15 protein-coding genes and 1 pseudogene are annotated in these 23828 nt (G+C 43.4%); 4 read left to right on the top strand and 12 right to left on the bottom strand.

Going from position 1 to position 23828, the window contains the following annotated elements:
- Positions 1–42 precede the first annotated feature (42 nt).
- Both GQS54_RS18895 and GQS54_RS18900 read left to right on the top strand, forming a co-directional pair.
- The gene (locus tag GQS54_RS18895) at positions 43–1068 is read left to right on the top strand and encodes a LacI family DNA-binding transcriptional regulator (RefSeq protein ID WP_166425483.1); all 1026 of its coding nucleotides are present in this window, start codon (positions 43–45) and stop codon (positions 1066–1068) included.
- A 286-nt stretch (positions 1069–1354) separates the two neighbouring features.
- A pseudogene (locus GQS54_RS18900) lies at positions 1355–2438 on the top strand (transposase).
- Between the two features lie 339 nt (positions 2439–2777).
- Here GQS54_RS18900 and glyA read toward each other — a convergent pair.
- Entirely contained in the window at positions 2778–4031 is a 1254-nt protein-coding gene (glyA, locus tag GQS54_RS18905; protein ID WP_205967836.1) for a serine hydroxymethyltransferase, read from the bottom strand.
- A gap of 125 nt (positions 4032–4156) precedes the next feature.
- Between glyA and GQS54_RS18910 the strand changes: the two genes are divergently transcribed.
- Positions 4157–5011 carry a LysR family transcriptional regulator gene (locus GQS54_RS18910; protein ID WP_166425484.1) on the top strand — a complete coding sequence of 285 codons (855 nt, stop codon included), beginning with the start codon at positions 4157–4159 and terminating at the stop codon, positions 5009–5011.
- Positions 5012–5094: 83 nt separating this feature from the next.
- On the opposite strand, the gene GQS54_RS18915 is transcribed toward GQS54_RS18910, so the two are convergent.
- From GQS54_RS18915 to betT, 5 genes are all read right to left on the bottom strand, one after another.
- On the bottom strand, positions 5095–7569 hold the full coding sequence (locus GQS54_RS18915; RefSeq protein ID WP_166425485.1) for a zinc-dependent metalloprotease: 2475 nt from the start codon (positions 7567–7569) through the stop codon (positions 5095–5097).
- Positions 7570–7575: 6 nt separating this feature from the next.
- Positions 7576–9174, bottom strand: coding sequence for an amidohydrolase (locus GQS54_RS18920; RefSeq protein WP_166425486.1), 1599 nt, complete (start codon positions 9172–9174; stop codon positions 7576–7578).
- Positions 9175–9249: 75 nt separating this feature from the next.
- A complete protein-coding gene (locus GQS54_RS18925; RefSeq protein ID WP_166425487.1) occupies positions 9250–10848 on the bottom strand; it encodes an amidohydrolase in 1599 nt (532 codons plus the stop codon).
- 35 nt (positions 10849–10883) lie between these two features.
- Positions 10884–13709, bottom strand: a complete 2826-nt coding sequence (locus GQS54_RS18930; protein WP_166425488.1) for a TonB-dependent receptor — start codon at positions 13707–13709, stop codon at positions 10884–10886.
- Positions 13710–14564: 855 nt separating this feature from the next.
- A complete protein-coding gene (gene betT / locus GQS54_RS18935; protein ID WP_166425489.1) occupies positions 14565–16538 on the bottom strand; it encodes a choline BCCT transporter BetT in 1974 nt (657 codons plus the stop codon).
- Positions 16539–16949: 411 nt separating this feature from the next.
- Between betT and GQS54_RS18940 the strand changes: the two genes are divergently transcribed.
- A complete protein-coding gene (locus tag GQS54_RS18940) occupies positions 16950–18149 on the top strand; it encodes a GGDEF domain-containing protein (protein ID WP_166425490.1) in 1200 nt (399 codons plus the stop codon).
- A gap of 51 nt (positions 18150–18200) precedes the next feature.
- On the opposite strand, the gene GQS54_RS18945 is transcribed toward GQS54_RS18940, so the two are convergent.
- The 6 genes from GQS54_RS18945 to GQS54_RS18965 all read right to left on the bottom strand — a co-directional run bounded on the left by GQS54_RS18945 (position 18201) and on the right by GQS54_RS18965 (position 23460).
- Positions 18201–18617 (bottom strand): MAPEG family protein, encoded by a 417-nt coding sequence (locus GQS54_RS18945; protein WP_166425491.1) that lies wholly within the window; start codon positions 18615–18617, stop codon positions 18201–18203.
- 584 nt (positions 18618–19201) lie between these two features.
- Entirely contained in the window at positions 19202–19504 is a 303-nt protein-coding gene (locus tag GQS54_RS18950; protein WP_166425492.1) for a hypothetical protein, read from the bottom strand.
- A complete protein-coding gene (locus GQS54_RS18955) occupies positions 19501–19692 on the bottom strand; it encodes a hypothetical protein (RefSeq protein ID WP_166425493.1) in 192 nt (63 codons plus the stop codon). Before GQS54_RS18955 ends, GQS54_RS18950 begins: the two co-directional genes overlap by 4 nt.
- Entirely contained in the window at positions 19689–19811 is a 123-nt protein-coding gene (locus tag GQS54_RS23460; protein WP_277344148.1) for a hypothetical protein, read from the bottom strand. The genes GQS54_RS18955 and GQS54_RS23460 overlap by 4 nt, the downstream gene beginning before the upstream one ends.
- On the bottom strand, positions 19808–22378 hold the full coding sequence (locus GQS54_RS18960; RefSeq protein WP_166425494.1) for a hypothetical protein: 2571 nt from the start codon (positions 22376–22378) through the stop codon (positions 19808–19810). Before GQS54_RS18960 ends, GQS54_RS23460 begins: the two co-directional genes overlap by 4 nt.
- Positions 22378–23460, bottom strand: coding sequence for a hypothetical protein (locus GQS54_RS18965; RefSeq protein ID WP_346766591.1), 1083 nt, complete (start codon positions 23458–23460; stop codon positions 22378–22380). The genes GQS54_RS18960 and GQS54_RS18965 overlap by 1 nt, the downstream gene beginning before the upstream one ends.
- Positions 23461–23828: the final 368 nt, after the last annotated feature.

The following is a 23828-nucleotide window of genomic DNA, read 5'->3' on the forward strand; positions in this document are numbered from 1 at the left end:
TCAACATCCCGCTATTTAAATCATCAGCAGACAAACTCAACGATGGCAAAAGTAAAATTAATTGATGTGGCACAACTCGCATCAGTATCAAAAAGCACTGTATCTCAATATCTTAACGGCCGTTTTGACTATATGTCGAAGGAAACTCAGGTACGCATAAGGGCAGCAATCAAGGAGTTAGACTATGTGCCGAATCCTATTGCTAGAAATTTAAAAGCCGATAAAACCAAAACCATAGGCGTAATTGTAAGAGACATTACCGGCTTTGATACCAGTCGGACTATTCGTGGAGTAGACGATTACTGCAAGGCTATCGACTACAACGCTCTTATTTACAACACAGATTTTGATCCTGATATAGAAGCGAAATCCTTGGAAGCCTTATATCAACTGCGGGTGGATGGCATTATCATTGCGTCGTCGGGCAAAAATAATCAGTTGATATCTGATTACATAAAAAAAGGCATGCCCATTGTTCATTTTCAATTGGAGCATGACGGCAGTGAGAAGAACCTTATCTTGTCAGACTATCGCCAAGCCGCTTTCGATGCGACCGAGTATTTGATTCAACTAGGGCATAAACGAATATGCTTTGTTACCCAAGATTTTAAAAATGTTAAATCTAGAAACGAACGATACATCGGCTATGCATCAGCCCTTGAAAAACACCACATTCCATTAGATAAAAACCTAATTCAATATTGGCAACGAGAAACGGGATTTGAGCATTCACCTAAAAGCATTCTTAGCGCTAGCGCAGCACCAACGGCCTTCTTCACACAACATTTAGCAATAACCACTGAACTGCTAACGCATTTGAACCAAGAAAAGATATCAATACCTGATGATGTTTCACTCATCGGCTTCGATGAAATTCCTATGGCCGAATTCTTTAAAGTACCCATTACGGTGGTCAAACAAGAACCTTATATTATCGGTAAAGAAGCCGCCAAATTACTGCTAGAAAACATAAACGATAAAAACAGGCACTCGCAGAAAATCATGATTTCATGCTCAATCACGCAAAGGCAGTCCTGCGCATCACCCAGAGAAGACATATCCCTATAAAAGCCCGAATGACAAACAAATAAGATAAACCGGTTTATCTTATTTGTTTTATTTATCTTAGTTACCCCCTTAATGATATTGATTGAAAGATTAAATAGACACGAAGCAACAAAATATTGCCCAACTTACCTAAAATAACAAATAACGTCGCGATACTAATACCGACAAATTACAACGGACCACATCCCCACATCGAACAAAGTTACCCAGCTTCTAACTAAATATTTTAATCATGACACCCATAATAAAACTGGTTAATTCCACCCTCTAAACTGATAGGTGCGCCATGCCTCAGTCTCGTAAAAGTCAAATTAGCTTAATAGATACCCCTTTTTATCACTGCGTTTCTCGCTGTGTTCGTCGTTCCTTCTTGTGTGGTACGGCAGCCGCGCTGTTGATAAATACTCAGGTCAAAGTTACGAACACCGCCGAGGTTGGGTAGAGAGCCGATTACTATTCTTAGCATCGGTCTTTTCAATCGATAGCGCGGCTACCGTATTTGTGCCTACGCAGTGATGAGCAATCACACGCATATCGTATTGCATGTGGACAAAACGTTAGCAGAAGCTTGGGAAACCGAAGCGGTATTAACTCGTTACCATAAATTACATAGAGGTACCTTGTTAACCCAGAAATACGTGAAGGGCGACCCATTAACCCAAGGTGAGTTGATAAGCTTTGACGAAACCGTTGAGCTATACCGAAAGCGGTTGTACGACATTAGTTGGTTTATGCGCGATTTAAATGAATATATCGCTAGGGAGGCAAACAAAGAGGACGACTGCACAGGACGGTTTTATTCGCCGCCATCCTTGACGCTCTCCCTGCGGGCCAGCTAAAGCTGTTCTAATTTACTCCTGATAAATTAGTGGGAAGGTCGCTTTAAGTCCCAAGCCTTGCTAGATGAAAGCGCGGTATTAGCATGCATGGCTTACGTAGATTTAAACCCCATTCGAGCCAACGTGGCTTCAACACCTGAGGCTTCGAACAACACCAGCATTAAAAAGCGTACGAAGGCTTTGAAGAAAAAAAGGCCACAGCCTAAGACTCTTATGCCCTTTATAGGTAGTCATAAAAAGGATATGCCAAAAGGAATTACCTTCGATTTAAAAGATAATTGTGAATTAGTTGATACCACAGGGCGTTATATTCACGACCGTAAAAGCGGGGTTATTGATGATAAGCAAAACCCTATTTTAGAGCGCCTAGGGTTAAATTCAGCTCAGTGGTTAACCCTTACGACTGAGTTTGAAAAGCATTTTTATTATGCCGCTGGAGCAGAACAAATGATGCATGCGTTCAAGCGACACACTCAACATCAAAGACTGCGAGGGTTAGACAACGCAAGACAGCTCCTTAAAAGGGCATAAATAACGCGATAATCCTTCCAGATAACACTCAATTTGTGAGCGCCTTTGCTTGCGCCTTATTTGTAAAACTCAGCTTAAATTCATACTTAACCGCGTTAGTTAACAAATCGTCCTGACTAAAATCTATTAAACCGCTCACCAATGACTAAAAAATACTGCTAATCGTCCCGGTTATGTTTAATGAATTATTATGGATGTCATTATGTTATGCGTGGATATGTTTGAAAAACGGCAAACAAATTTGCCGTTTATAGAGAGACTGAAACACCTTTGTTTCGGAGACGAATCTACATTATAAATATCGATTTCGCTTTTGAAAAGAATGATATAGCAAACTATTTACCTATAAACTGGATACTTGGCCGTTAACGCAGCTACATCTTGACGCACGACGTTATACAAACTTTCTTCTTCTATATTATCTAACAAATCACACATCCAATGAGCGAGTTTTGCAGCATCTTCACTGCCAATACCTCGTGACGTTAACGCTGGCGTACCAATGCGTATGCCACTGGTTACAAATGGTGATTGAGGGTCATTGGGCACAGTGTTTTTATTGACGGTAATATTAACCGCTCCCAAGACTTCATCGGCCTGCTTACCCGTTAATCCCTTAGCAATTAAATCTACTAAAAACATATGGTTGTCAGTCCCGCCAGATACCACGCCAAAGCCCCGCTGCATAAATACCTTAGCCATAGCCTGCGCATTATCAATAACTTGCTGCTGATAAGTTACAAAAGAAGGCAACGATGCTTCTTTAAAGGCGACTGCTTTCGCTGCAATAACATGCATCAAAGGCCCACCTTGAATACCGGGAAAAATCAGTGAGTTGAACTTCTTCTCAAGACTCGGATTCGATTTACATAAAATCATACCGCCCCGGGGGCCGCGTAACGTTTTATGAGTTGTTGTTGTAACAACGTCGGCTATAGGAACTGGATTTGGATATAAACCTGCGGCAACAAGGCCTGCAACATGCGCCATATCAACAAACAAATACGCACCAACACTTTGTGCTATATCTTTAAATTTCTGCCAATCAACAATACGCGAGTACGCTGAAAAACCAGCAACAATCATTTTTGGTTGATGTTCTTTAGCCAGTTCAGCCACCTGCTCATAGTCGATTAAACCAGTAGAGGTATCTAGGCCATATTGAATAGCATTATACAATTTGCCAGAAAAGTTTGGTTTAGCGCCATGAGTCAGATGACCACCATGATCTAAGCTTAAACCTAAAATGGTATCTCCTGGATTTAACAGCGCCATATATACCGCCGCGTTTGCCTGAGAGCCAGAATGGGGCTGAACATTTGCATAATCAGAAGAGAATAATTTTTTAGCTCTTTCTATTGCTAACGTTTCAACCCCATCAGCAAACTCGCACCCACCGTAATATCGTTTCTTCGGGTATCCCTCGGCGTATTTATTTGTCAGTTTGCTTCCTTGCGCCTCCATCACTGCTTTGCTGGTGTAATTTTCTGAAGCAATCAATTCAATATGATTTTCTTGGCGATCATCTTCACCACTTAACAAGTTAAATAAATCAGGATCTGTTTCTTTTAATGACATATTTAGGTCAGACATAACGCTTCTCATTGATTGATTAGGATGATTATGCTAATTCTTACTGCACATAAAATAAAATCAATAATTACAATGATGTCATAAACTTTTCAAATAATAGCTAAAACAATAATGGAAGGAATCTTATGAAAAATTTGTCAGTCGATTTTTTACGTTCATTTGTGACAATCACACAAACGGGAAGTTACACACTTTGCGCTGAACAGCTAAAACGCACGCAACCAGCCATTAGCTTGCAAATTAAAAAGCTAGAAGACGTAATAGGCGAAAAGCTATTTATTCGAGAATCTAACCGACTCACATTAACGTTAGCTGGTAGTAAATTATTAGAATTTGGTATGAAGATCATATCATTGAATGATCAAGCCATGCGCGAGTTTGGACGCCCACAAGTCAGCGGGAACATAAGACTAGGTATCCCAAGTGAATTTTCTACGACGTTAATGCCAAAAATCATTCGGCGTTTTATCAATACTTATCCTGAAATATCACTAGAAGTACATTGCGCACTCAGTAAAGATCTTTTGTGTGAACCGCTCAAAAACAAATTTGATCTCATTTTATCATTACAAGAAGATGCTGACGCTACTCAAGAAGGGCACATTATCACTGACCAATTAGTTTGGGTCGGTAGCCAGAGATTCGTCAATAATATTCCTGAGAAATTACCTATTATTGCCGCACCATCTCCTTGCCTTTATAGAAAGCGGGTCACTTCAGTATTGAATACCCACAAAAAAAATTGGCAAATAATTTATACAATTGCCGACCTTAATGGTATTCAAACGGCGATCAATGAAGATTTAGGCATTACAGCCTTAGCCAGAAGTACTGTGCCTCCTGGGTTGTTTATACTTCCACCAAGCCCTCAGTTACCAGAATTAGGTCAGGTTGGTGTTTATCTAATGAATCCACAAAAAGTGCGCTCAGAGGCCATTGAACTGCTAGCAAAGACCATCGAAACCCAACTCGCGATCTAATAACGCAGAATTGCAGGATATAAATCAAAAAGGCAGCGTTTTAAGCTGCCTTCATTATTCCATAGTTTACTTATACTTCCTACTTACAAAGGTGGTCCTGGCGGTGCTGGATAGCGCGACATCGGCTGGTCACCCCATCTTAAAGACTCTCTAGAAGGCACATATTTAATAGGATCAGACAAATACAATTGAATGCTCCGATATGCTTGTTGGTAGTGCGCTTTTGTTAATGGATCTTGATGTCTTTTACCTTCAATCTCCTCGGCAAGATCTGATAACGTCATCATGATCATTGCGCTAACGTCAGGGCTAGATTTTGCATCAGCACCGGTGGTCATTAAGCTATTGAGCACCACGCTTTGTGTCACTCTTAATAGAGCTGAGCGACTAGAGGATGAACCAATTTTTTTACCCCACGTGTTTCGTACCAATGCCTGTATCAACTTGGGCAACGTCAATGTCGACGAGTCTCGCGCTTCAAACGCAACCATTCGGCTCAGCTTCTTGGGCTCCAACAAAGGAGTCACAATTAAATCAGCCAAGATACGTGCAGCTTTAAGCTGATCAAATGCATAATCATCCGACATATCCTCGCGGTTAAGACCCGGATGCACGGTTAATTGCACTAACAAGGCCTCAGGTAACGCCAACGCATCTGGCGATAAACTATGCATGAGTTTACTTAATAGTTGATCCTGAAGTGCCTTAGGCACTATTTGAGTTGGCGTTAGGCCGTCCCCCTTAATCGCCCATTCGTGATACATACCACCAATAAAGCGCTGCGCGGCTTCAATCGCCCATCTATGATGCAAATACACCATCCATAGCTTCATGTCGCGTAAATGACCCAATGGCTCTCCTTCCTGCAGCATATCGGGTCCATATTGCGCCAACATAATCTCCCGCGCTTCAAAGCTCTCATCCATATATTTACCTGGCGACGAAAGATCGTCATACCATGCCCAGCGAGGGTCTGTTGAAGGAACAAATAAAATACCTTCGTCATGCATTTCTTCAATAATGCTATTCAGACCTTCCGCCTCAGCACTTTTTGTCATTGGCGTATACGCATAACGCACCATGTATTTATCATACTCGCCAATACCAACGGCAAACGCTTCCGATAAATCCAGTTTTCCATCTTTAACCTTTACTCTAGGGGAAGGATATTCCATTACCGAAGCGCGATCATTAATGCTCGATGCCCAGTTATGGCCAAAACCTAATACATGGCCCAATTCATGAGCAACCAACACCCGCTGACGTGCTAAAGCAAATTCTATTTCTGCTGCCGCTAGTTTTTTACCGTCTGCTGTCGCCGCCTTTACATAACTTTTATAGTAACTGGCCACCGTTCGCATGCGGTGTGAATCAAGGCGACTTTTTGAGCCGAGAATCTCTCCTGTTCGTGGATCTCGATACGTTCCGCCCATAGAGAATCCCCGGCCATCTCGTTCAATCCACTGAACCCAAGCATAGCGAATATCCATGGGGTCCATGTCTGGTTCAGGGTCTTTTACCTGCACAGCATCTTTAAAACCCGCGGTTTCAAATGCTTCATTCCACCAAAGCGTACCTTCTTTCATCGCTTGACGAATATCATCAGGGATCGCCGGATCAAGATAAAAAACAATAGGCTTTACCGCTTCACTCATAGCAGCCTGTGGTTGCTTTTTCTCAAGGCGCCATCGTGTTACCCACGAAACTTCCGTGTCTTTGTTAATCGGATTGGCAAGGTTGCTGAATTTCAATTTACTCACCCCGATACGAGAATCGGCTTGGCGTGTTTCATAGCCCGTAGGAGCACGTAAAAAAGAGTGATGAATACGCATGGATAACACACGAGAATCCGGCAAAACGTTTTTCACGACAACATTAGGTTTACTCACATTGAAAGAAGCAATGGTTTCAATTTCAGTATTGTCAGTGAAATTTTTCATTCTAGCCGGATAAAAACCACTTTTTTTATTATCAAATTTAAACTGAGCATGCTTTGATGCTCTACCGTTTTCCACGTCAGCTGCATCACGGATAAATAAAGCCGTTGCGTCAACCAAATACGTTTTATCTAGTTTAGAAATAACAGGCAAAGATGCTAGAACTGAAGTCGCAAATGAAAGGTCGACATTGTTGACCCTTTCAGGTGTGCCCCCTTGCGCTCTAAAATCTAAATTCTGTTGAATAACCAAAACATTGGGACCACTTTTGTGAAAGTGAACCACCATGCTTTTTAAGATCCCTCTGTCCAAAGGTAATTCAACTGAACCTGCACCAGTAGCCGCGCTTACGTAGTACAAAACATCGCTGTCGAACTCTGTGAGCTCCATTAACACTTTGCCAGCGTCAGCATCCCAATAAAAAGGAATAAATCCTGACTGTTTTGTTAAAGATTTAGTCGCTTGAGTAAAATCTCGACTTTGCGCCTGACTTCCCTCTGAAAACGTGCTTAACACCAGCAAAATTAAAGCTGCAAAAACAACACGCAATAGCAGCCTATAGCTAAACGGGGGTACGCTCACCCCATCACTTTCTTCATACTTTGAAAATAGAGCAGTCATTAGCGGCTACTCAGATTTAATTGTAGGGTAGTCGATGCCCAACTGTTGCAAGTAAGTGTCGTATTTCTCAGCGTCGTAGTAGAACTCGCGCATTCTTTCGCGATACTGCCCCATAATATCTTCATTTAAATGAATTTGAGGGGTGTCTTTTTCACGCAATAACGATTCATATTTTAGATCTTTTGTTTGCGTATTGGTGAAGTAATCATCCATCTCTTCGAGTAATGAAGGGTCAGTAAATAGATCAATCATGGTCATCGCGTGCGCTTTCGCACCGGCAATAATGCCTTTGTGAGCAATAGGCGTCGCCATCGAAACAGCGTTCGACCAATTATGGCCTGGCAAATTAGGAATATTTGACGGATATAACATGAAGATAGTGGGTACCACCCAAGAAATATCACCCACATCATCTGAACCGCCTCCGGTTAATTTCTCTAAAGGAGGGGGGGCCACCATGGGCATAATTTCTTGCGGTAAACCGATTACCTCAGCGCCTATTTCTTTTTGCAGCGCTTTAGCGAGAGTTAAGTCATCCTCAGACCACTCAGGTAGGCCCACGGCTTTGATATTTTCGTACGCTCTATAAGCCAAAGGTTTGTTTGAATGTAGCGGCCATGCAGAGCCCATCACAACAGAATCCCAAGTCGTATTGGTCATCAACGCTGCGCCTTCAGCAACCTTGTCACCCACTTCCCACAACGCTTTAATATGCGGGTAATCAACTTCCCTAAAGAAATACCAAGAACTGGCTTTAGGCGGCACCACGTTGGGTTGATCACCACCGTCTACGATAACGGAATGAATGCGTTGCGATAGTCTTAAATGTTCTCGGCGATAGTTTAAACCTACGCTCATTAATTCAACGGCATCAAGCGCACTACGCCCCCGCCATGGCGAGCTCGCACTATGAGCAGATTCGCCGTAAAAGTTATATTTTACTGAGACTAGCCCAGACAGCCCAGGGTTACCGTAAAACGTGCCAAAACTGCTTCCTACATGCGAATAAAGCACTGCATCAACATCATTAAAGTACCCAGCACGAACATAGTAGGCCTTAGTGGCCAATTGCTCTTCTGCTACACCAGGCCACAATACAATCGTGCCTGATATATCGTTTTCTGCCATGTAGTCTTTGAGCGCTATGGCCGCAATAATATTCACTACCTGACCCGAGTTGTGCCCCTCCCCATGACCAGGCGCACCTTCAATAATGGGCTCGTGATACGCAACACCGGGTTTTTGTGACGCTTTAGGAATACCGTCTAAGTCTGTTCCTAGTGCGATAACTGGTTTGCCTGATCCCCACTTAGCAACCCAAGCAGTTGGAATACCTGCAATACCTTGCTCAATCTCAAAGCCTTCCTTTTTTAACATTTTGGTTAAATAGGCTGACGTTTCAAACTCTTGAAAACCAAGCTCACCGAATGAAAAGATGGTGTCATTCATAACCTGCGCAAGCTTTTTTTGCTTGTCTACGGCTGCAACTACCTGGGCTTTTGCATCAGCACGCTGCTCTGGTGTAAAGGTGGTGGCAGAGGTTTCAAAAGCCATGCTCATTGACAAGAACATTGCACTAAATTGCACTAATTTACTCAATCTCATAACGTGTATCCTTTAATTGGCATCATCACACAGCACAAAAAATACAGGCTGCAATTATGCAGCCTGTAAGTACATTTACTCTTTTACTGTTGGGTAAGTAATCCCTAACTGTTCTAGGTATGTGTCGTATTTTGAAGGGTCGTAGTAGAACGCCTTCATACGATCTTTGTACGTAGCCATTATTTGCTCGTTTAGATGAATAGCAGGCTTATCTTCTGCGCTTAATAAAGGCGTGTATTTATCCTCTTTGGTTTGCACATCTTTATAGTAATCCCAAGCTGATTCCATCAGTGCATCGCTTGTCATCAAATCAAACAAATTCAACGCCTGTACTTTGGCTCCGGCAAGTACACCTTTGTGCGCGATAGGAGTCGCCATTGCGACTGAATTAGACCAATTATGCCCTGGTAAATTAGGGATGTTCGCTGGATAGCGCAACGTTATCGTAGGTACCTGCCATGAAACATCACCGATATCATCTGAACCGCCACCCATATTTTTCTTTGGATCAATTGGGTCAGACAACACTTCAATCTCAGTTTTCAACCCGGTAGGTTCAACACCTATCTCTTTTTGCAGTGCTTTAGCCAATGTCATATCGTCATCTGACCATTTAGGCATGCCTATCAGCTTAATATTAGAATAGGCATTTTCGGCTATTGCCTTGTTCATATGCTGCGGCCAAGCTGAGCCTAATACTGTGGACTCCCAAGTAGTATTGGTCATCAACGCTGCGCCCTCAGCCATCTTGTCGCCAATCTCCCACAAGGATTTAATATGTGGATAATCCGTTTCGCGGAAGAAGTACCAAATACTCGCTTTTGGTGGCACTACATTCGGTTGGTCGCCACCATCCACAATAATTGAATGTGTTCTTTGCGATAAACGTAAATGTTCGCGACGATAATTCATTCCGACGTTCATTAACTCAGCAGCGTCAAGTGCACTGCGACCACGCCATGGTGACCCTGCACTGTGTGCCGATTCGCCAAAGAAGTCATACTGTACAGAGACCAATCCATTGCCTCGGCCTGCGCCCCAGCTAGTGCTAAAGGCATTAGACACATGAGAGAATAAAACCGCATCAACGTCTTTAAAATACCCGTCTCTAACATAATATGCTTTGGTACCTAATTGCTCTTCAGCAACACCTGGCCATATTTTAATGGTGCCTTTAAGACCGTTTTTCTCCATGTATTCTTTAACTGCTATAGCAGCAACAATATTGACTACCTGTCCTGAGTTATGACCTTCACCATGACCTGGTGCCCCTTCAATAACAGGATCATGATAAGCAACACCGGGTTTCTGTGATGCTTTAGGTATGCCATCAATATCAGAGCCTAGCGCGATTACGGGTTCCCCTTCGCCCCATGTCGCCATCCAACTGGTAGGAATACCAGAGATCCCAGTTTCAATTGAGAAACCATTATCATTTAATATTTTGGTCAAATATGCCGAGGTCTCAAACTCCTGAAAGCCAAGCTCACCGAAGCTGAAAATCATATCGTTCATAACCTGAACGTCTTTGGCTTTGCTCGCCACTGCATCGATAAGTTCTGCTTTTGCGTCCATGCGTTCATTTAACGTCATGTCTGCGCTGGCTAGCACGACAGTAGGAGCAACAACCAACGTCAATCCCAACAAACCTGTTACAAATTTTTGTTTTAACATACTGATTCCTTTTTAGAATTTAGCTGAATACCCAATTACATGTTTACGCGCACACCAAGCTTGAACTCACGCCCAAGTACGTCGTAAAGCCCGCGGTTAGTTTCTAGGTAACCAGGTCTATTTTCTGAACCTTGAAATGCAGGGAAAGCAACCATCGCAGGGTCAGCGTCAAAGACATTTCGAATAGAAAGGTAGAATTCCGCATCTGTGTCTTGGCCAAAACTAAAGGTTTTAGCCGCGTAGAAATCGAAGAAGACTTTGCCATCAACGCTGTTGTCATTAATGGTGTAGTTTGGTGCAGAGCTGACAGGGCAATTAGTGGTACATTCGATATATGAATTGTTGAGTACACCATCACTTACCCCGCGGGCAGTAATGTTGAATGTCATGTCATCAAGATCGTAACTAACCGATGCTCGGTATTTCCAATCAGGCGTACTACTGGTATTTGCACCAGCAGAATCAATTGCGGTAACGCCGTTATCAGTAATATTTTCTAAATAGTTAGTTGCCAAGAAACGCAACTTAACTCCCCCAATTCCACCATCAAAAGCATCGCCCATATCGAAGCTATAGGTAACGTCATAATCGACGCCTCTGGCAGTCATCGAATCAAGATTGTCGTACAACAAGTTTATCGTTTGCAGTGTTCCGCCAGCGTCATAAATCATGTTGTCACAATATTTTTGAACGCCAAACTCCACACAGTATTCAGCCGTATCGTCGGCTGTTACATAAGATATAACGCCGTCAATTTCAACTTCGTAGTAATCAATAGTGGCTGAAAAGTTTTCGATAAAGCTAGGTCTAAAAATAACACCCGCTCCCCATGAGTCAGCTTCTTCAGGTGCCACAGTCGGGTTACCTTCAAGGTTTTGAATCATAGGAACAGAAGCACCGTTTATCGTCACTGAGTTGCTTCGCGCTGTACCTGCAGCATACAATTCGCTCAAATTTGGAGCCCGAATATCTCGTGAGCGAGTTAGGCGAAAAGTTGCATCTTCAATGGGTCTATAGGTAAGACCCGTTTTCCATGTGGTCACTCCACCAGATGTGCTGTAATCGGTGTAACGCACCGCGCCATTGAAATCGAGCTCATCCATCAATGGGATCAAAGTCTCAATATAAGCCTCTTTTACATTGTATGAACCTTCGGTAACTTTATAATTCCCGTATTTCCAACCAGTAGAATATTGAGAATCAACATCGCCTTCCATTTTTTCGTGGCGATACTCAGCACCAAAAGCGACTGAAATTGGGCCAGCCCAGCCTTCAAAATCGCCAGTACTAAAATTGACTGCCGCAACATCTTGCACAAATTCTTGTATACGACGTGGCTGCCCTAACACATAGCTAAGCGCCTCATCACTACCAACACCGACGCCTAAGCGGTTCAGTGGCGCGCAACCATTTGCTGAGTCAGTTAACGACGAGCGACAAACAATCTCGCCTGAATCAGGGTCAACAACAGCGTCGGTTGCCAAATCTAGGCGTGAGGTATTATAGGTACCCGTCATATGTTCATCAGACTTGGTTTTACCGTATTGATAATAGGCGTCCCAAGTGAAGAACTTATCACTTAATCGAAATTCACCATTTCCACCGAGAACAATACGTGTGGTATCACGAACGTTATTTGCTCCCGAGGCCGGCATATCGACGTTACTCGTGTTTAAACTAAAGCTATCTAATCCAAGCTCAGCCATTTGTGAAGACACAGAAGAGGGTAAATAGGCATTATCAGAATAAATCGTAACGCCTTTAGAAGTAGGATTAATGTAGTAACTTAAGCCTTCGTATTCCGCATACGAGCCTTGCATATATAGTTCTGCGCCGCCCACCATATAGCTGAACCTAGCGAACAAATTTTTGCGTTCTTCATCAGCGGCTAATGAATTAGTGCCAAGCATGCCCGATGTTGTATATTCCCAGTCACCACCTTGCATCCATTGACCTGATACGGCGCCGTACGCGAGTTGATTTACCGCACCGTCAACGCCAAAATAAGTCCCTTCTAAAGGGCCTGAAGCAATTAAACCACCAGGGGTATAATTGGAAATACCAATACCTGTATCAACTAAATAGAACGGTGAACCTTCACTGGTATCTGGGTTAATCATGCCCACAAAGCCCTGCTCCGCCCAATCACGAGTGGTGCCATGAATGCCATTTGCTGAGTAATACTCACCACTGAGTAATAAATGTCCGTCACCACCAGCGAGCTCTGAACCATAGGTCAGAACTACTTTGCCGTTTTCACGATCGCCGTAAGTCGTTTCGCCATATTCAACTTGCGACTTAAAACCAACATATTCTTTATCTAGGATGAAGTTCACCACACCACTAACGGCATCTGAACCATACACAGAAGATGCGCCTCCCGTTACAATCTCTACATTTTTAATCAGAGACTGGGGGAATGTATTTGTGTCCACTTCGCCAGTCGAGGCTGACACAACATTTCGTTGTCCATCAAACAAAACAAGCGTTCTGCCAACACCCAAAGCACGTAAATTTAACGCTGCAATACCTGATGCTCCGCTACTTAAAGAGCCCGACGAGGTAGATGCCGTCGTGCTGCCCGTAACTGAAGGCATAGTATTAACAAATTCAGCCACGCTTCCAGGCGCATAAGCATTAATATCTTCTTGGGTCATCAAAGTGATTGGCGCTGGTGTGTCATAGCCATCACGAGCCACTCTTGAACCAGTCACTTGGATTGATTCCATTTTAATTTCGTCAAGATTCTCAGCTTCGCTGTCTAACGCTTGTGCAAAAGCATGACTACCCATTAAAGAAGAGGAAATCATTGCAGCTAAATAGGTCACTTTCATGGACTTAGTACTATTTTGGCCTTTCATGTGTGTATCTCCTGTTCAAAGAACATGTGCGTTTTTTTCGGCTTATATTAAACGGGCTTAGATCGGCTAATTCCCGCGTGCAATCTTGTTGCTGCCCTTGAACAAAAGCACAAGCCATACCTAAAACGTGAATTTAAAGATTATTAATGGGATTAAGTTTGAGTTGAATCAGACAGCAGAGATAAAAAATACTGATTGTTTATGTATTTCAATTAGTTGAAATGAATAACTTTTCTATTAACAAAGTGTAAACGTATAAAGTTTTCTTATGTCGTGAAGGGATAGTTATGAGTAAAAGGACTGTTTATTTTTTATCCTATTAAAAAAGCTTATGCGTAAATGATCCTTCTTTATACGGGAAAAAAATTCCGCACTATTTAAATGCAGTTCGCCCTATAAAGAGTCATCATCTAAAAACAATAGTTAAAACAGTCAGTTAACAATCTTAATGGATATCGCGATATTTTTGCCGTTAATGAGAATTAAAGCTCACTCGTGCATAGTGACGTCATCGTGTTGATGTAGTGATGTATTGAGGAATGTCGAAAATAGCTAGATTGGTTATTTTATGGTGTGTACGCCTTTAACATTATAAAGATGGAATGCGCCAATGGTTTTTGGTTTATGTATTTCGTATTTCGTATTTAGAAAGTAATTGTTATCTGCCTGCGTTACGTCATCAATATACGATTAACTATAGGGATGAATGGCATAACGCGTGACAACGCTATATACGCAAAAATACAACCTGGTTCCATCCGGATAAGCACAGCGGGCCAATATAAAGCCCGCGTTACTTATCAGTAGCGATGCCAAGCGAAAAGCTTTACATCGTCAAGCCGTTTTAACCTGCCTTTAACCCGCCAAATGTAAGAAGTGTAAATGGCGATGATACTGGTCGATAATATCGTTGATAACCGCTACTTTTGACCAGCCCATAATATCGTAGTTTTGCCCACCTTCGCTTAAGTGTACATCAGCGCGATAGTAGTTTTGTTCATCGTCAGAACTCGTGCCTTGCTGCTCCGTTGACTGACCATATTCGGGAAGATGGTGAATGGTTGGATAAACTGCGTAAATGAACTCGGCATCCTCGCCATGCTTAACCGTCAACGTTATTGCCCCAGCAGATTGGCTAATATCAGCGTCTATTTGCTTTAACGTTAGCTCTTTAGCGACTGAATCAAACGCCTGTTTTACTGTTTGCTCGACGAAGCGCTCTACAGTCGTTTTATTTGGAAAGTCGACAATCGTTTGTAAACGCTCTTTCCAACTGTCATTGCCCGCATTGACTTGCCCGGACGGAGCATGAAGGGTCATACTCGCGCGCTTAAATTCTTCGACTCTCAGCGCTTTTATCAGGCCATACATAGCAATCAGCAATATGACCGCAAACGGCAAGGCACTGGCGATGGTCATGGTTTGCAAGGCGCTTAAGCCCCCAGCCATCGACAAAATAGCCGCCACTAAACCAACGCCTCCCGCCCAGTAAATGCGTTGCCACACTGGCGTATCGTTTTGGCCATTAGAGCACAGCATATCCACCACCATCGCCCCGGAATCGCATGACGTCACGAAGAACACCACAATCATCAGCACCGCCACACCGGATATCACATCAGACCAAGGAAAGTGCTCAAGGAATAAGAACAGCGCCACCGGTGTGTTATCTGTGGCTAGCTTGGCCAACTCGGTACTGCCTTGATTCAGCACTAATTCGATAGCGCTGTTACCGAATATGGTCATCCAAGCGAGTGTGAACATTGAGGGTATCAAAAGCACACCAATCAAGAATTCGCGGATAGTACGGCCCTTTGATATACGCGCAATAAATACCCCGACAAACGGCGCCCATGCTAACCACCAGCCCCAGTAGAATATAGTCCAGCCGCCTAGCCAATCTTTTTTGTCGTAGGCGAACAGGTTAAACGTATTTCGTACCAAATCGGACAAATAAGCCCCAGTATTTTGCAGCATCGCTTGCAGCAAAAATACGGTTGGTCCAACAAATAAAATAAACAACAATAAGCCAACAGCCAGCAACATATTTAACTCAGACAATATGCGTATTCCCTTGTCTAAACCACTGACAACAGACACGATCGCTAGGCCCGTAATGGCGGCAATTAATATCAGTTGGTAGCCCTGTGAAACCGGAAATCCGAATAAATAATTAAGGCCAGAGCTAATTTGCGTGACACCTAAGCCCAACGATGTCGCCACACCAAAAATAGTACTGATAACCGCAAAAATATCGACTATGTTGCCCCGCCAGCCATAAATTTTCTCGCCAATAATGGGATAAAGAGCTGAGCGTAAAGTCAGCGGTAAATCATGACGATAGCTAAAATACGCCAGAATTAGCGCCACTACGGCGTATATAGCCCAAGCGTGCAATCCCCAATGGAAGAACGTCATTTTCATTGCTTCGCGTGCCGCTTCAATGGTGCTTGGTGTGGCCGTTGGCGGCGCTAAAAAATGCATTAAGGGTTCAGCGACACCAAAAAACATCAAGCCAATGCCCATGCCCGCAGCAAACAACATAGAAAGCCACGAAATATAGGAGTAATCAGGCTCTGCATGGTCTGGCCCGAGTTTAATTTGGCTATGCCTAGATATCGCTAAATACAACACAAAAATCAAAATACTAGCCACTGTCAGCACGTAAAACCAGCTACCGTTATCCACTATCGCTGTTTGCACCTGTGAAAAGGTTTGGTCTGCAAATTCAGGGGAGATCAAAGCAAAAAGGAGTAAAGCGACGATGACGCTAGAAGCGCCAATAAATACAATTTTATTTAGATGTTTAGAAGAAGCGATAGGATTCAATATGTTGTACCTTTTCATATGCTGCTATTTAGTGCGCAAACACACGACAGCTTATTTCGACTTTCATTTTATAGTACCACAAGCTAAAGCTAGATTTTAAAAGACAAAAATAAGAAATAAAACCAATGAAAAACATAAGCTTGGGTGTGTTCGAAAAACAAAATATAAAAATAACTTAAGTCAGGATAGTTGTCGCGCTCAATTGTTAAGCGGACTATCAGTTCCTAACTCGACCGTACCGAAGCTGTCCCGATAAAGAGCTTCAGCTTATATGTCTGAGTAAAGAGCTTTCGCTATTTAATAAGCAGTGATGTTGTTATAAACAGGCAAATAAAGTAACCTGCCTAACCACTGTTTTTTTATATTAAAACAGTACATTTAATGGATTAAATTAAGCTTTACAGGCAGCAAATGGACGCTCTCACTTTATTTATTTGTACGATTCTAGCCAGTTTTATTATGGCCTTAACCATGACGGTATTGCGCACAGCCAATCGCAAAGAGAAATACCTTGTAGACTGGGCAATGGCAGGCATATTCTTTATGTCGTCTAACCTATTGGCGATACTATCCCTTAATTTTGACCTTCCCACTATAGTGCACCCAGCGATGGGCAATGCATTTTACCTAGCTGGCCATTCGGCTATTTATAGCGGTGTTCAAAGGTGCCTGCATGGTCGTTCAGCTTGGCCACTCACATTAGCGATTTTTCTAATTCCTATTCCGCTGCATCACATTCCCGTCATTGCGGAATCAGTCGAGATACGAATATTGATATTCTACCCAATGATTTTAGCCCTCAATATTTCCGCATTAGCTGCACTATGGCGAAGAAGAAACGATAAAATAGGCCGGGCATATTGGCCAATAATGATCGTATTGTTTTTATTTATCACTCAATTGGTATTACGTGCAGGATTGATGCTAGCAGAAAACGTGAGAATGGAATTTATTGGAAATCAATTCATGCAAACGTCTGGCAATTTGGCAATTATCGGCTTCATATTTTTACTGACGATAAGCTTTGCAATTATTGTATCGTGGAAGAAAGAAGTCGCACTTCGAGAAGCTTCCATGACTGATTATCTAACGAAATGGTTGAACCGTGGCGCCCTATCAATAATCGCCCAAAAACAATATTCGATTTCCCAACGGAAGCGCAGACGCTTTGGGTTTGTCATGTTCGACATAGACCACTTCAAGCGGATAAATGATCACCACGGGCATGCCGCAGGCGATCAGGTCTTAGTAGAAATAAGTAAAGTCACTAAAGACCTAATGAGAAGTTTTGATGATTGCTTCAGGTTGGGCGGAGAAGAATTCGCGGTTTTAGTAACCGACACAACTACTCACGAACTGCATGCAATTGGCGAACGTATCCGTAAAACGGTTGAACAAACAACGTTCAAGGCGAATAACGTCACACTCGAAATAACGGTCAGTGTAGGTTATGCCTTATCAACACAAGCCGATAAATTCTGGGACGTGACACTAGAAAGAGCTGATAAAGCGCTATATCAGTCGAAAGAAGCTGGCAGAAATAGAGTATCCGGCGAAATGCAAAGATCAGGCTTCTGCTCTCCTGCGCTGGCACATTCACACTTCGCTTAACCTAATATCATGGGTGTCACGATATGAACGCTTCACCATAACGATGATGAATTAAATCAGTCTTATTCCTAGCATGACCAACATCACCACATTCGCCAATAGCCCAATTAAAAAGAAGTAGGTGCGAGGGCTCGGGTTCTTTTCCGTTGAAATTGCGTAGTACAACGCCATATGCACAACTCTTGCGGCTAGATATACCCACACACAAAGAGCAAATATTGGGCTTTGAAAGTTAAGCACAAATGCAAAGAGCACCGTGCCTACAAACAGGGCACTATTCTCTAAGGTATTTTGAAAAGTACGATGAGATCTGAAAACAAAACTATCGTGAGATAAGTTTTCATCTATTTTCCCAGGGATAGCATTCGGCTGCTTGGCCTTGCTAAACGTCGCAACTGCCCACTGCACGAGTAGCATCACTAAATATAAGTAAAACGCCGTGTAAGCCGAATAGGCGAGATCAGTCATTGTCACTTTCCTTTTGTAAATTAATGAATGTTACATTATCAAGTTAGCAAGCTTAATGCCCAATCTAAATTACTGATATACATACCATTAAGTGTTTCTTGTAGTAAGTGGCATGTAACGAGTACAGGGTTATTTATAATAATTACCACCCCATCACGTCAACAAAAAACAGCCTTTTTAGATGTTTTTTGTTGAGACAAATCAACGTTTAAAGCGATTCACCGATGAGTTTACACAACACTACGCAGTAAAGAGGAAAGAATACGCTGAATCCAGGCAAGCTATCAAATTAACGCAGTTGTCTTTTTAACAATCAAGAAATGTCCCAAACCGAGTGCCTTTTATCATGCCCGTCACGTAAAAAGCCCATGATAAAAATCCCTAAAGAACAGCTCCAAACCGCGAGCCTTTATCATGGCTGTCCTGATAAAAATCCCTAAAGAACAGCTCCAACCCGCGTGCCTTTTATCATGGGTGTCATGATAAAAATCCCTAAAGAGCAGTCCCAAACCGCGAGCCTTTATCATGGGTGTCATGATAAGGACGCTGATAAAAAACTCGCAAGTTGCTTGTTAAATCACAAGCTATCCGCCTTTGCCTTCTCGTTCTACTTTTAGCAGCGCTAGCATGAGTTCGCGTTCTTTGGGTGAGAGTGAGTCTAGGGTCTTTTTGATGTTATTCCGGTAGCGCTTGAGCGTGGCTTCGTCGCCGGCGATGGCGGCGTCGAGTGTTTGTTCGTATTTGCTTAACAATGAGCTGAGTTTTGCGGTGTTTTCCATGTTCGCACTATGGGCGGTGTACGCTAAGTACATCGCGCCGCATAGGGCGATAAACGTCATTACGTCGAACTTGAATGAGATAAAAGGGGTTTTGGTTTGCTCGGTCATTTTTGTTGTTCCATCGTCAATGATATTTTTAATTTGAGTACTTCAACCTGTTGCGCGGCTTTGCCTAGGGCTTGGCTTTCTTGGTAATACAAATATTGCATACCGAAGAACATGGCCACCATTAAAACCAGCAGTATCAGGTTGTCTGCTATCCACTCTTTTACGAAATCAGTTATTTTGGTTTTCATAGCGTGCCTTTCATCACCTTGGCTTGTATGCCATTGCTTTTTATTCCATTCGCTTTCGAAAGAGTCGCTTGAATAGTCTCGCTTTTGGTCGCATCAGCTTTCACATGCGTCGCCGTCATAGTCTGGCCTTACAATTTGGTAGTTCTTCGTAGGCAATATTATTGCTTTCAATCGATTCGCTGATCATCTGCGCCGTGACCGTGCCCAGCACAAAACAGCGGTATTTTTTACTGTGCTCAAGCTCGAGTAAAATCAAATTACTTTGGCCACGCTCGTTTAGGTTATTCAACAACGCTAGTGTACTTGGGGTGTCATTTAAGTAACTCGCCATATTGCGTTCAAGGCGCTGCATAACGCTTTCTTTGGCGATATCCCCTTGGGCCAGTTGCAACCAATATGAAGGGTCATCCACGTTTGAAATATACTCCAGCGCCAATGCCTGCCAATCTGGTTGATAAAACAAACGCTGCTCAGCAATTAGGCCTATATCCGTGCCCTGCATAAAGTTCGGCATGCTCACTTGTGCCACTTTTTTATCTTCTAAGCGCACGCCCAAATATGCCCCTACGTTCATGTCTTGCTTGAGCAGGGTAATATTGGTGTTAAATGGCGCCGTTACCTCGCCCATGCCTAGCATGTCAGGGGCGAAGCCGAGTAGTGAATAAGCGAAGTTGTCGTAGGCGCGCAGCGAAAAATCGCTCGGTGGCGGTAAATCAATTGGCTCACCGTTTTCATCACGGGGCAGCTTTTGATACACCACACTGGCTACCGCATCGACTACGGGTAGGTCGCGGTAGGTTTTGAAAATGCCATTTTCTAAATCCAATACATAACCAAAGCCTACGGTGAAGGTTTTGTCGAAGGTGTCTACGTCACTGAATTCTTCAGCAAAGGCGACCATCATGCCGTGATATGAGTTTTCGCCCATCACTGACTTGCCCACAGGTATGCCAAACGCGAATACGCCGAGGCCCATCGCCACCACCAAATACACTTTATTGCGCGCCCACAAATACATACCCAGCTTAATAAACAACAATAAAATCGCCAGCAAACTTGCAGCAATGCTGACTGGGGGAATAACCGCCAGCTTCACCGCGTCTTTACCCAGCTGAAACATACTGCCACCAGGTGCAAACGCAGCCGTTGCCGCAGTCGACGTCACCATTTGTATAAACGAAATATTGTCTTGGCTATCAAGCCACATCTTCTTGTAGCGGCTTTCAGCAATACTCGGCGTGAAGTCGTCCATGTAATAGGGGCCAAGCACTATTTTTGACAGTACTTTAATCTCATGCAAGCGGGCAAAATCGACCCTATCAAGGGTTTTCTCGGGCACGCCACCAAAGCTCGACCCGTTTTGATACGTCACCCACAACGCTTCTGCGCGGCCTTGGTACTTTTTTGTGATCGCCTGGCGCAGCGCCCGCATGTCTTGCATCGTCCAATCTTTTGGCACATGCACGTCCTGCTCTTTAAACAATGCAATCGCTAAATTCGTTGCCACCTGCGACTGACTATATTGTTCGTACTCCATTTCTTCTGAAATGCCATACGCTTGATACAAATACGCCCGGCGGCCACGGGTAAACATGCCCATCAACTGATATTTAGATTTAAGTAGTTTGGTTAAATTCGCATCAGCGGGCGTTAAGTACACCCCAAAACGCTCACCAGACTCAAAGGTTAAATTATTCAGATATTTAGCAAACTCGGCCTTATAAAAATCGCGGCACTGGCGGTCGCACTTCGAACTTTGGTATTTGCCGCGAATATCACGATACACCTTCACTATGTCTTCGTTCTCGGCGTAATCTCTACGAAAGTCGTCTGCCTTTAGCAGTTCGTCTGAAAAGGTTCGCCAGTGCTGGTTAATCCGCTCGTTCGCTTTGTTTAACAGCTCGGTTCGTTCTTGCTCAATCAAGGCAAAATTGTTTTCACGTCTGCTAGCCTGGGTATACTCCAAGCTGGCCTTTTGATAACTGCCCCACTCGCTTTTATAAATACCATCAAATTTACGAATGCGCGGTAACGCTTCTTTGCTGAAGGTTTCTTCTTGGCGATTAAGTAAGAACACATCGGCCATATTTTGCAGGTTTGACTCAATCAAATGATTAAACCCACCCGAGAAGAACGCTAGCGATGGAATAAGCGCCACCACCAAGTCTTTACGGTCGGCATCACTGACTATTTCATCAAATTCAGGGAAGCCCTCAATCGTCACCGACTCCGCCAAATACGCTTCTTTGTAAACTATCGCCCTAACCGCACTGAGCTTTTTCTCGTTCGAGGTATTGTCTACCGTGGCATCAATCGCAATGCGCAAAAACGGAATAATCAACGCCCACAGCAACACAAATGCAACGGGTCTAAATAACCACTTACCTTGTTTGCTGATCCCGTGTTCGTCGCCGGTTTGTGTGGCGGGGTTAGCCCCACCTAAAAAATTGAATATATGCCCAGGTACAAACGAAATAAACCCCAGCGCCAAACCAAAGCCTGACAAAGTACGGCCAAATAACTCCAAGCGTTCAGCGGTAAGTTGGTACTCACCAAACACGTCTTGTAATGGCTTGGCGTACATATCGATTAACAGCAAGTTCAACGACAATTCAAGGCACACATACACCACGAATAATCCAAGCAACAGCAGTATTTTTACCTGACCAGACACCCTAGTTGACATCAATTACCCTGCTTTCTCATGGTGGCCTTACGGCGTTTAAAATCAGCGCTAACGTCTTGTTTTCTGTCTTCGCAATATTTGAATAATGGGTCACTTGGGGTAAGGCGGCTGCAACGGCTACTGGCCTGCATTTTTTGATACGTCGAATACTTCAGCACATCACCGTTTATGGTTAGGTACTGGCCTAACGCAAACAGACGTTGTTGTTCATTTAATTGATTAAAATCGGCATTCCCTGGCAATACGTTTACCACGCTGGGTAAATCTGACTTTTTAGCGTTGCGCTTATAAACCTTACTGGGGGGCAATATAAAGTTGTGTGCTTGCACGCAGCCCATAAGGGGCTGCTGGCTAACGGCAAACGCCGCCAACTTAGCGTTGGTGTTGTAATCAATCGCAAAAAAGGTACGGTCTTGGGCAGCAGACGTACTCAAGGTTTCGCCCAAATACACATGGCCCGCCCCTGCATATTCAAGCACAGCGCCATAGCCTGCTTGCTCAACCTGCTTGGCAAATTTATTGGCAACCACAAAACGCGTGCGCGTTACCGGCAATACGCTTTGCACCGCAGTCATTAAATCAGTTAACGTCTTGGCGCTTATATTTGGCTGTGGGCGTATCGTAAATACGTCGCTGGGCATCACGCGCGGGGACAATACACTCGCCAGCAAGGCAAGGTCAAATTCGCTGCTAAACGACTCAAAGTCATTGTCAGTGCTGACGACCTGCCAGCTGCCTTTCACCAAGGCCACATCGAGGTAAAAGCCCGCAAACAAATCTTGATGCTGGCCAATATAAGGTGGCAAGTTGCTACTGGTCACGCGATACAGCATGTCAGCCTCGCACATGCCTTTCATCACGGGTAACACATCACCGTTATCGGCCATCAACAAATTACGACTCAGCAATGCAGTTTGCACACCCGCATATTGCGCTTGCGCACTGCCATGGGCAGGAAAGGCACTATTGATAACAATTGCATTCGAATACGCCTCCGGGCGCTTATCAACCGCACAACCAGACACAAACAAAACCGAAAACACAGCAAGTACAAAAAGCAGAGGGGAATGACGCGAAATCACCAAAAATTCCATTTTTATCGATATTTGCGAATAAACTATAACAAGTGAAAATGTATTGCAAATCAAAGTGTTAAATAATTATTTATGAGTTTTCGGCGTTTTAGAGAAGAATAAATGGCGAAGATTATGCCAAATTTAACGGGCTCACAGCAATGGTATCAGGCAAGAGATTAGGTATGTAAATTGAGTGGGAGGTATGAGGTTTCGAGCAACAAGGGCGAAGAACGTAAGTTGCGTGAAGACAGGCGCATTTTTCATGGACCTTATCATGGATGTCACTCTGACAAATGCTTGCAACTATAGTCGCGTAATCTAAAGGCTAATTTTTAACCTCGGTGTAACTCTTTATAATCTCGCGGAAATTTATT

This window comes from Paraglaciecola sp. 20A4, from assembly GCF_011378905.1.
Classification (GTDB): Bacteria; Pseudomonadota; Gammaproteobacteria; order Enterobacterales; family Alteromonadaceae; genus Paraglaciecola.

What these genes read in the sequence shown, in the direction of transcription:
- GQS54_RS18960 (WP_166425494.1), bottom strand. Translation starts at nt 22,378, where the DNA reads ATGTCAACTAGGGTGTCTGGTCAGGTAAAAATACTGCTGTTGCTTGGA.
- GQS54_RS18940 (WP_166425490.1), top strand. Translation starts at nt 16,950, where the DNA reads ATGGACGCTCTCACTTTATTTATTTGTACGATTCTAGCCAGTTTTATT.
- GQS54_RS18950 (WP_166425492.1), bottom strand. Translation starts at nt 19,504, where the DNA reads ATGACCGAGCAAACCAAAACCCCTTTTATCTCATTCAAGTTCGACGTA.
- GQS54_RS18915 (WP_166425485.1), bottom strand. Translation starts at nt 7,569, where the DNA reads ATGACTGCTCTATTTTCAAAGTATGAAGAAAGTGATGGGGTGAGCGTA.
- GQS54_RS18945 (WP_166425491.1), bottom strand. Translation starts at nt 18,617, where the DNA reads ATGACTGATCTCGCCTATTCGGCTTACACGGCGTTTTACTTATATTTA.
- GQS54_RS18910 (WP_166425484.1), top strand. Translation starts at nt 4,157, where the DNA reads ATGAAAAATTTGTCAGTCGATTTTTTACGTTCATTTGTGACAATCACA.
- GQS54_RS23460 (WP_277344148.1), bottom strand. Translation starts at nt 19,811, where the DNA reads ATGACGGCGACGCATGTGAAAGCTGATGCGACCAAAAGCGAGACTATT.
- GQS54_RS18930 (WP_166425488.1), bottom strand. Translation starts at nt 13,709, where the DNA reads ATGAAAGGCCAAAATAGTACTAAGTCCATGAAAGTGACCTATTTAGCT.
- GQS54_RS18955 (WP_166425493.1), bottom strand. Translation starts at nt 19,692, where the DNA reads ATGAAAACCAAAATAACTGATTTCGTAAAAGAGTGGATAGCAGACAAC.
- GQS54_RS18925 (WP_166425487.1), bottom strand. Translation starts at nt 10,848, where the DNA reads ATGTTAAAACAAAAATTTGTAACAGGTTTGTTGGGATTGACGTTGGTT.
- glyA (WP_205967836.1), bottom strand. Translation starts at nt 4,031, where the DNA reads ATGTCTGACCTAAATATGTCATTAAAAGAAACAGATCCTGATTTATTT.
- GQS54_RS18895 (WP_166425483.1), top strand. Translation starts at nt 43, where the DNA reads ATGGCAAAAGTAAAATTAATTGATGTGGCACAACTCGCATCAGTATCA.
- GQS54_RS18920 (WP_166425486.1), bottom strand. Translation starts at nt 9,174, where the DNA reads ATGAGATTGAGTAAATTAGTGCAATTTAGTGCAATGTTCTTGTCAATG.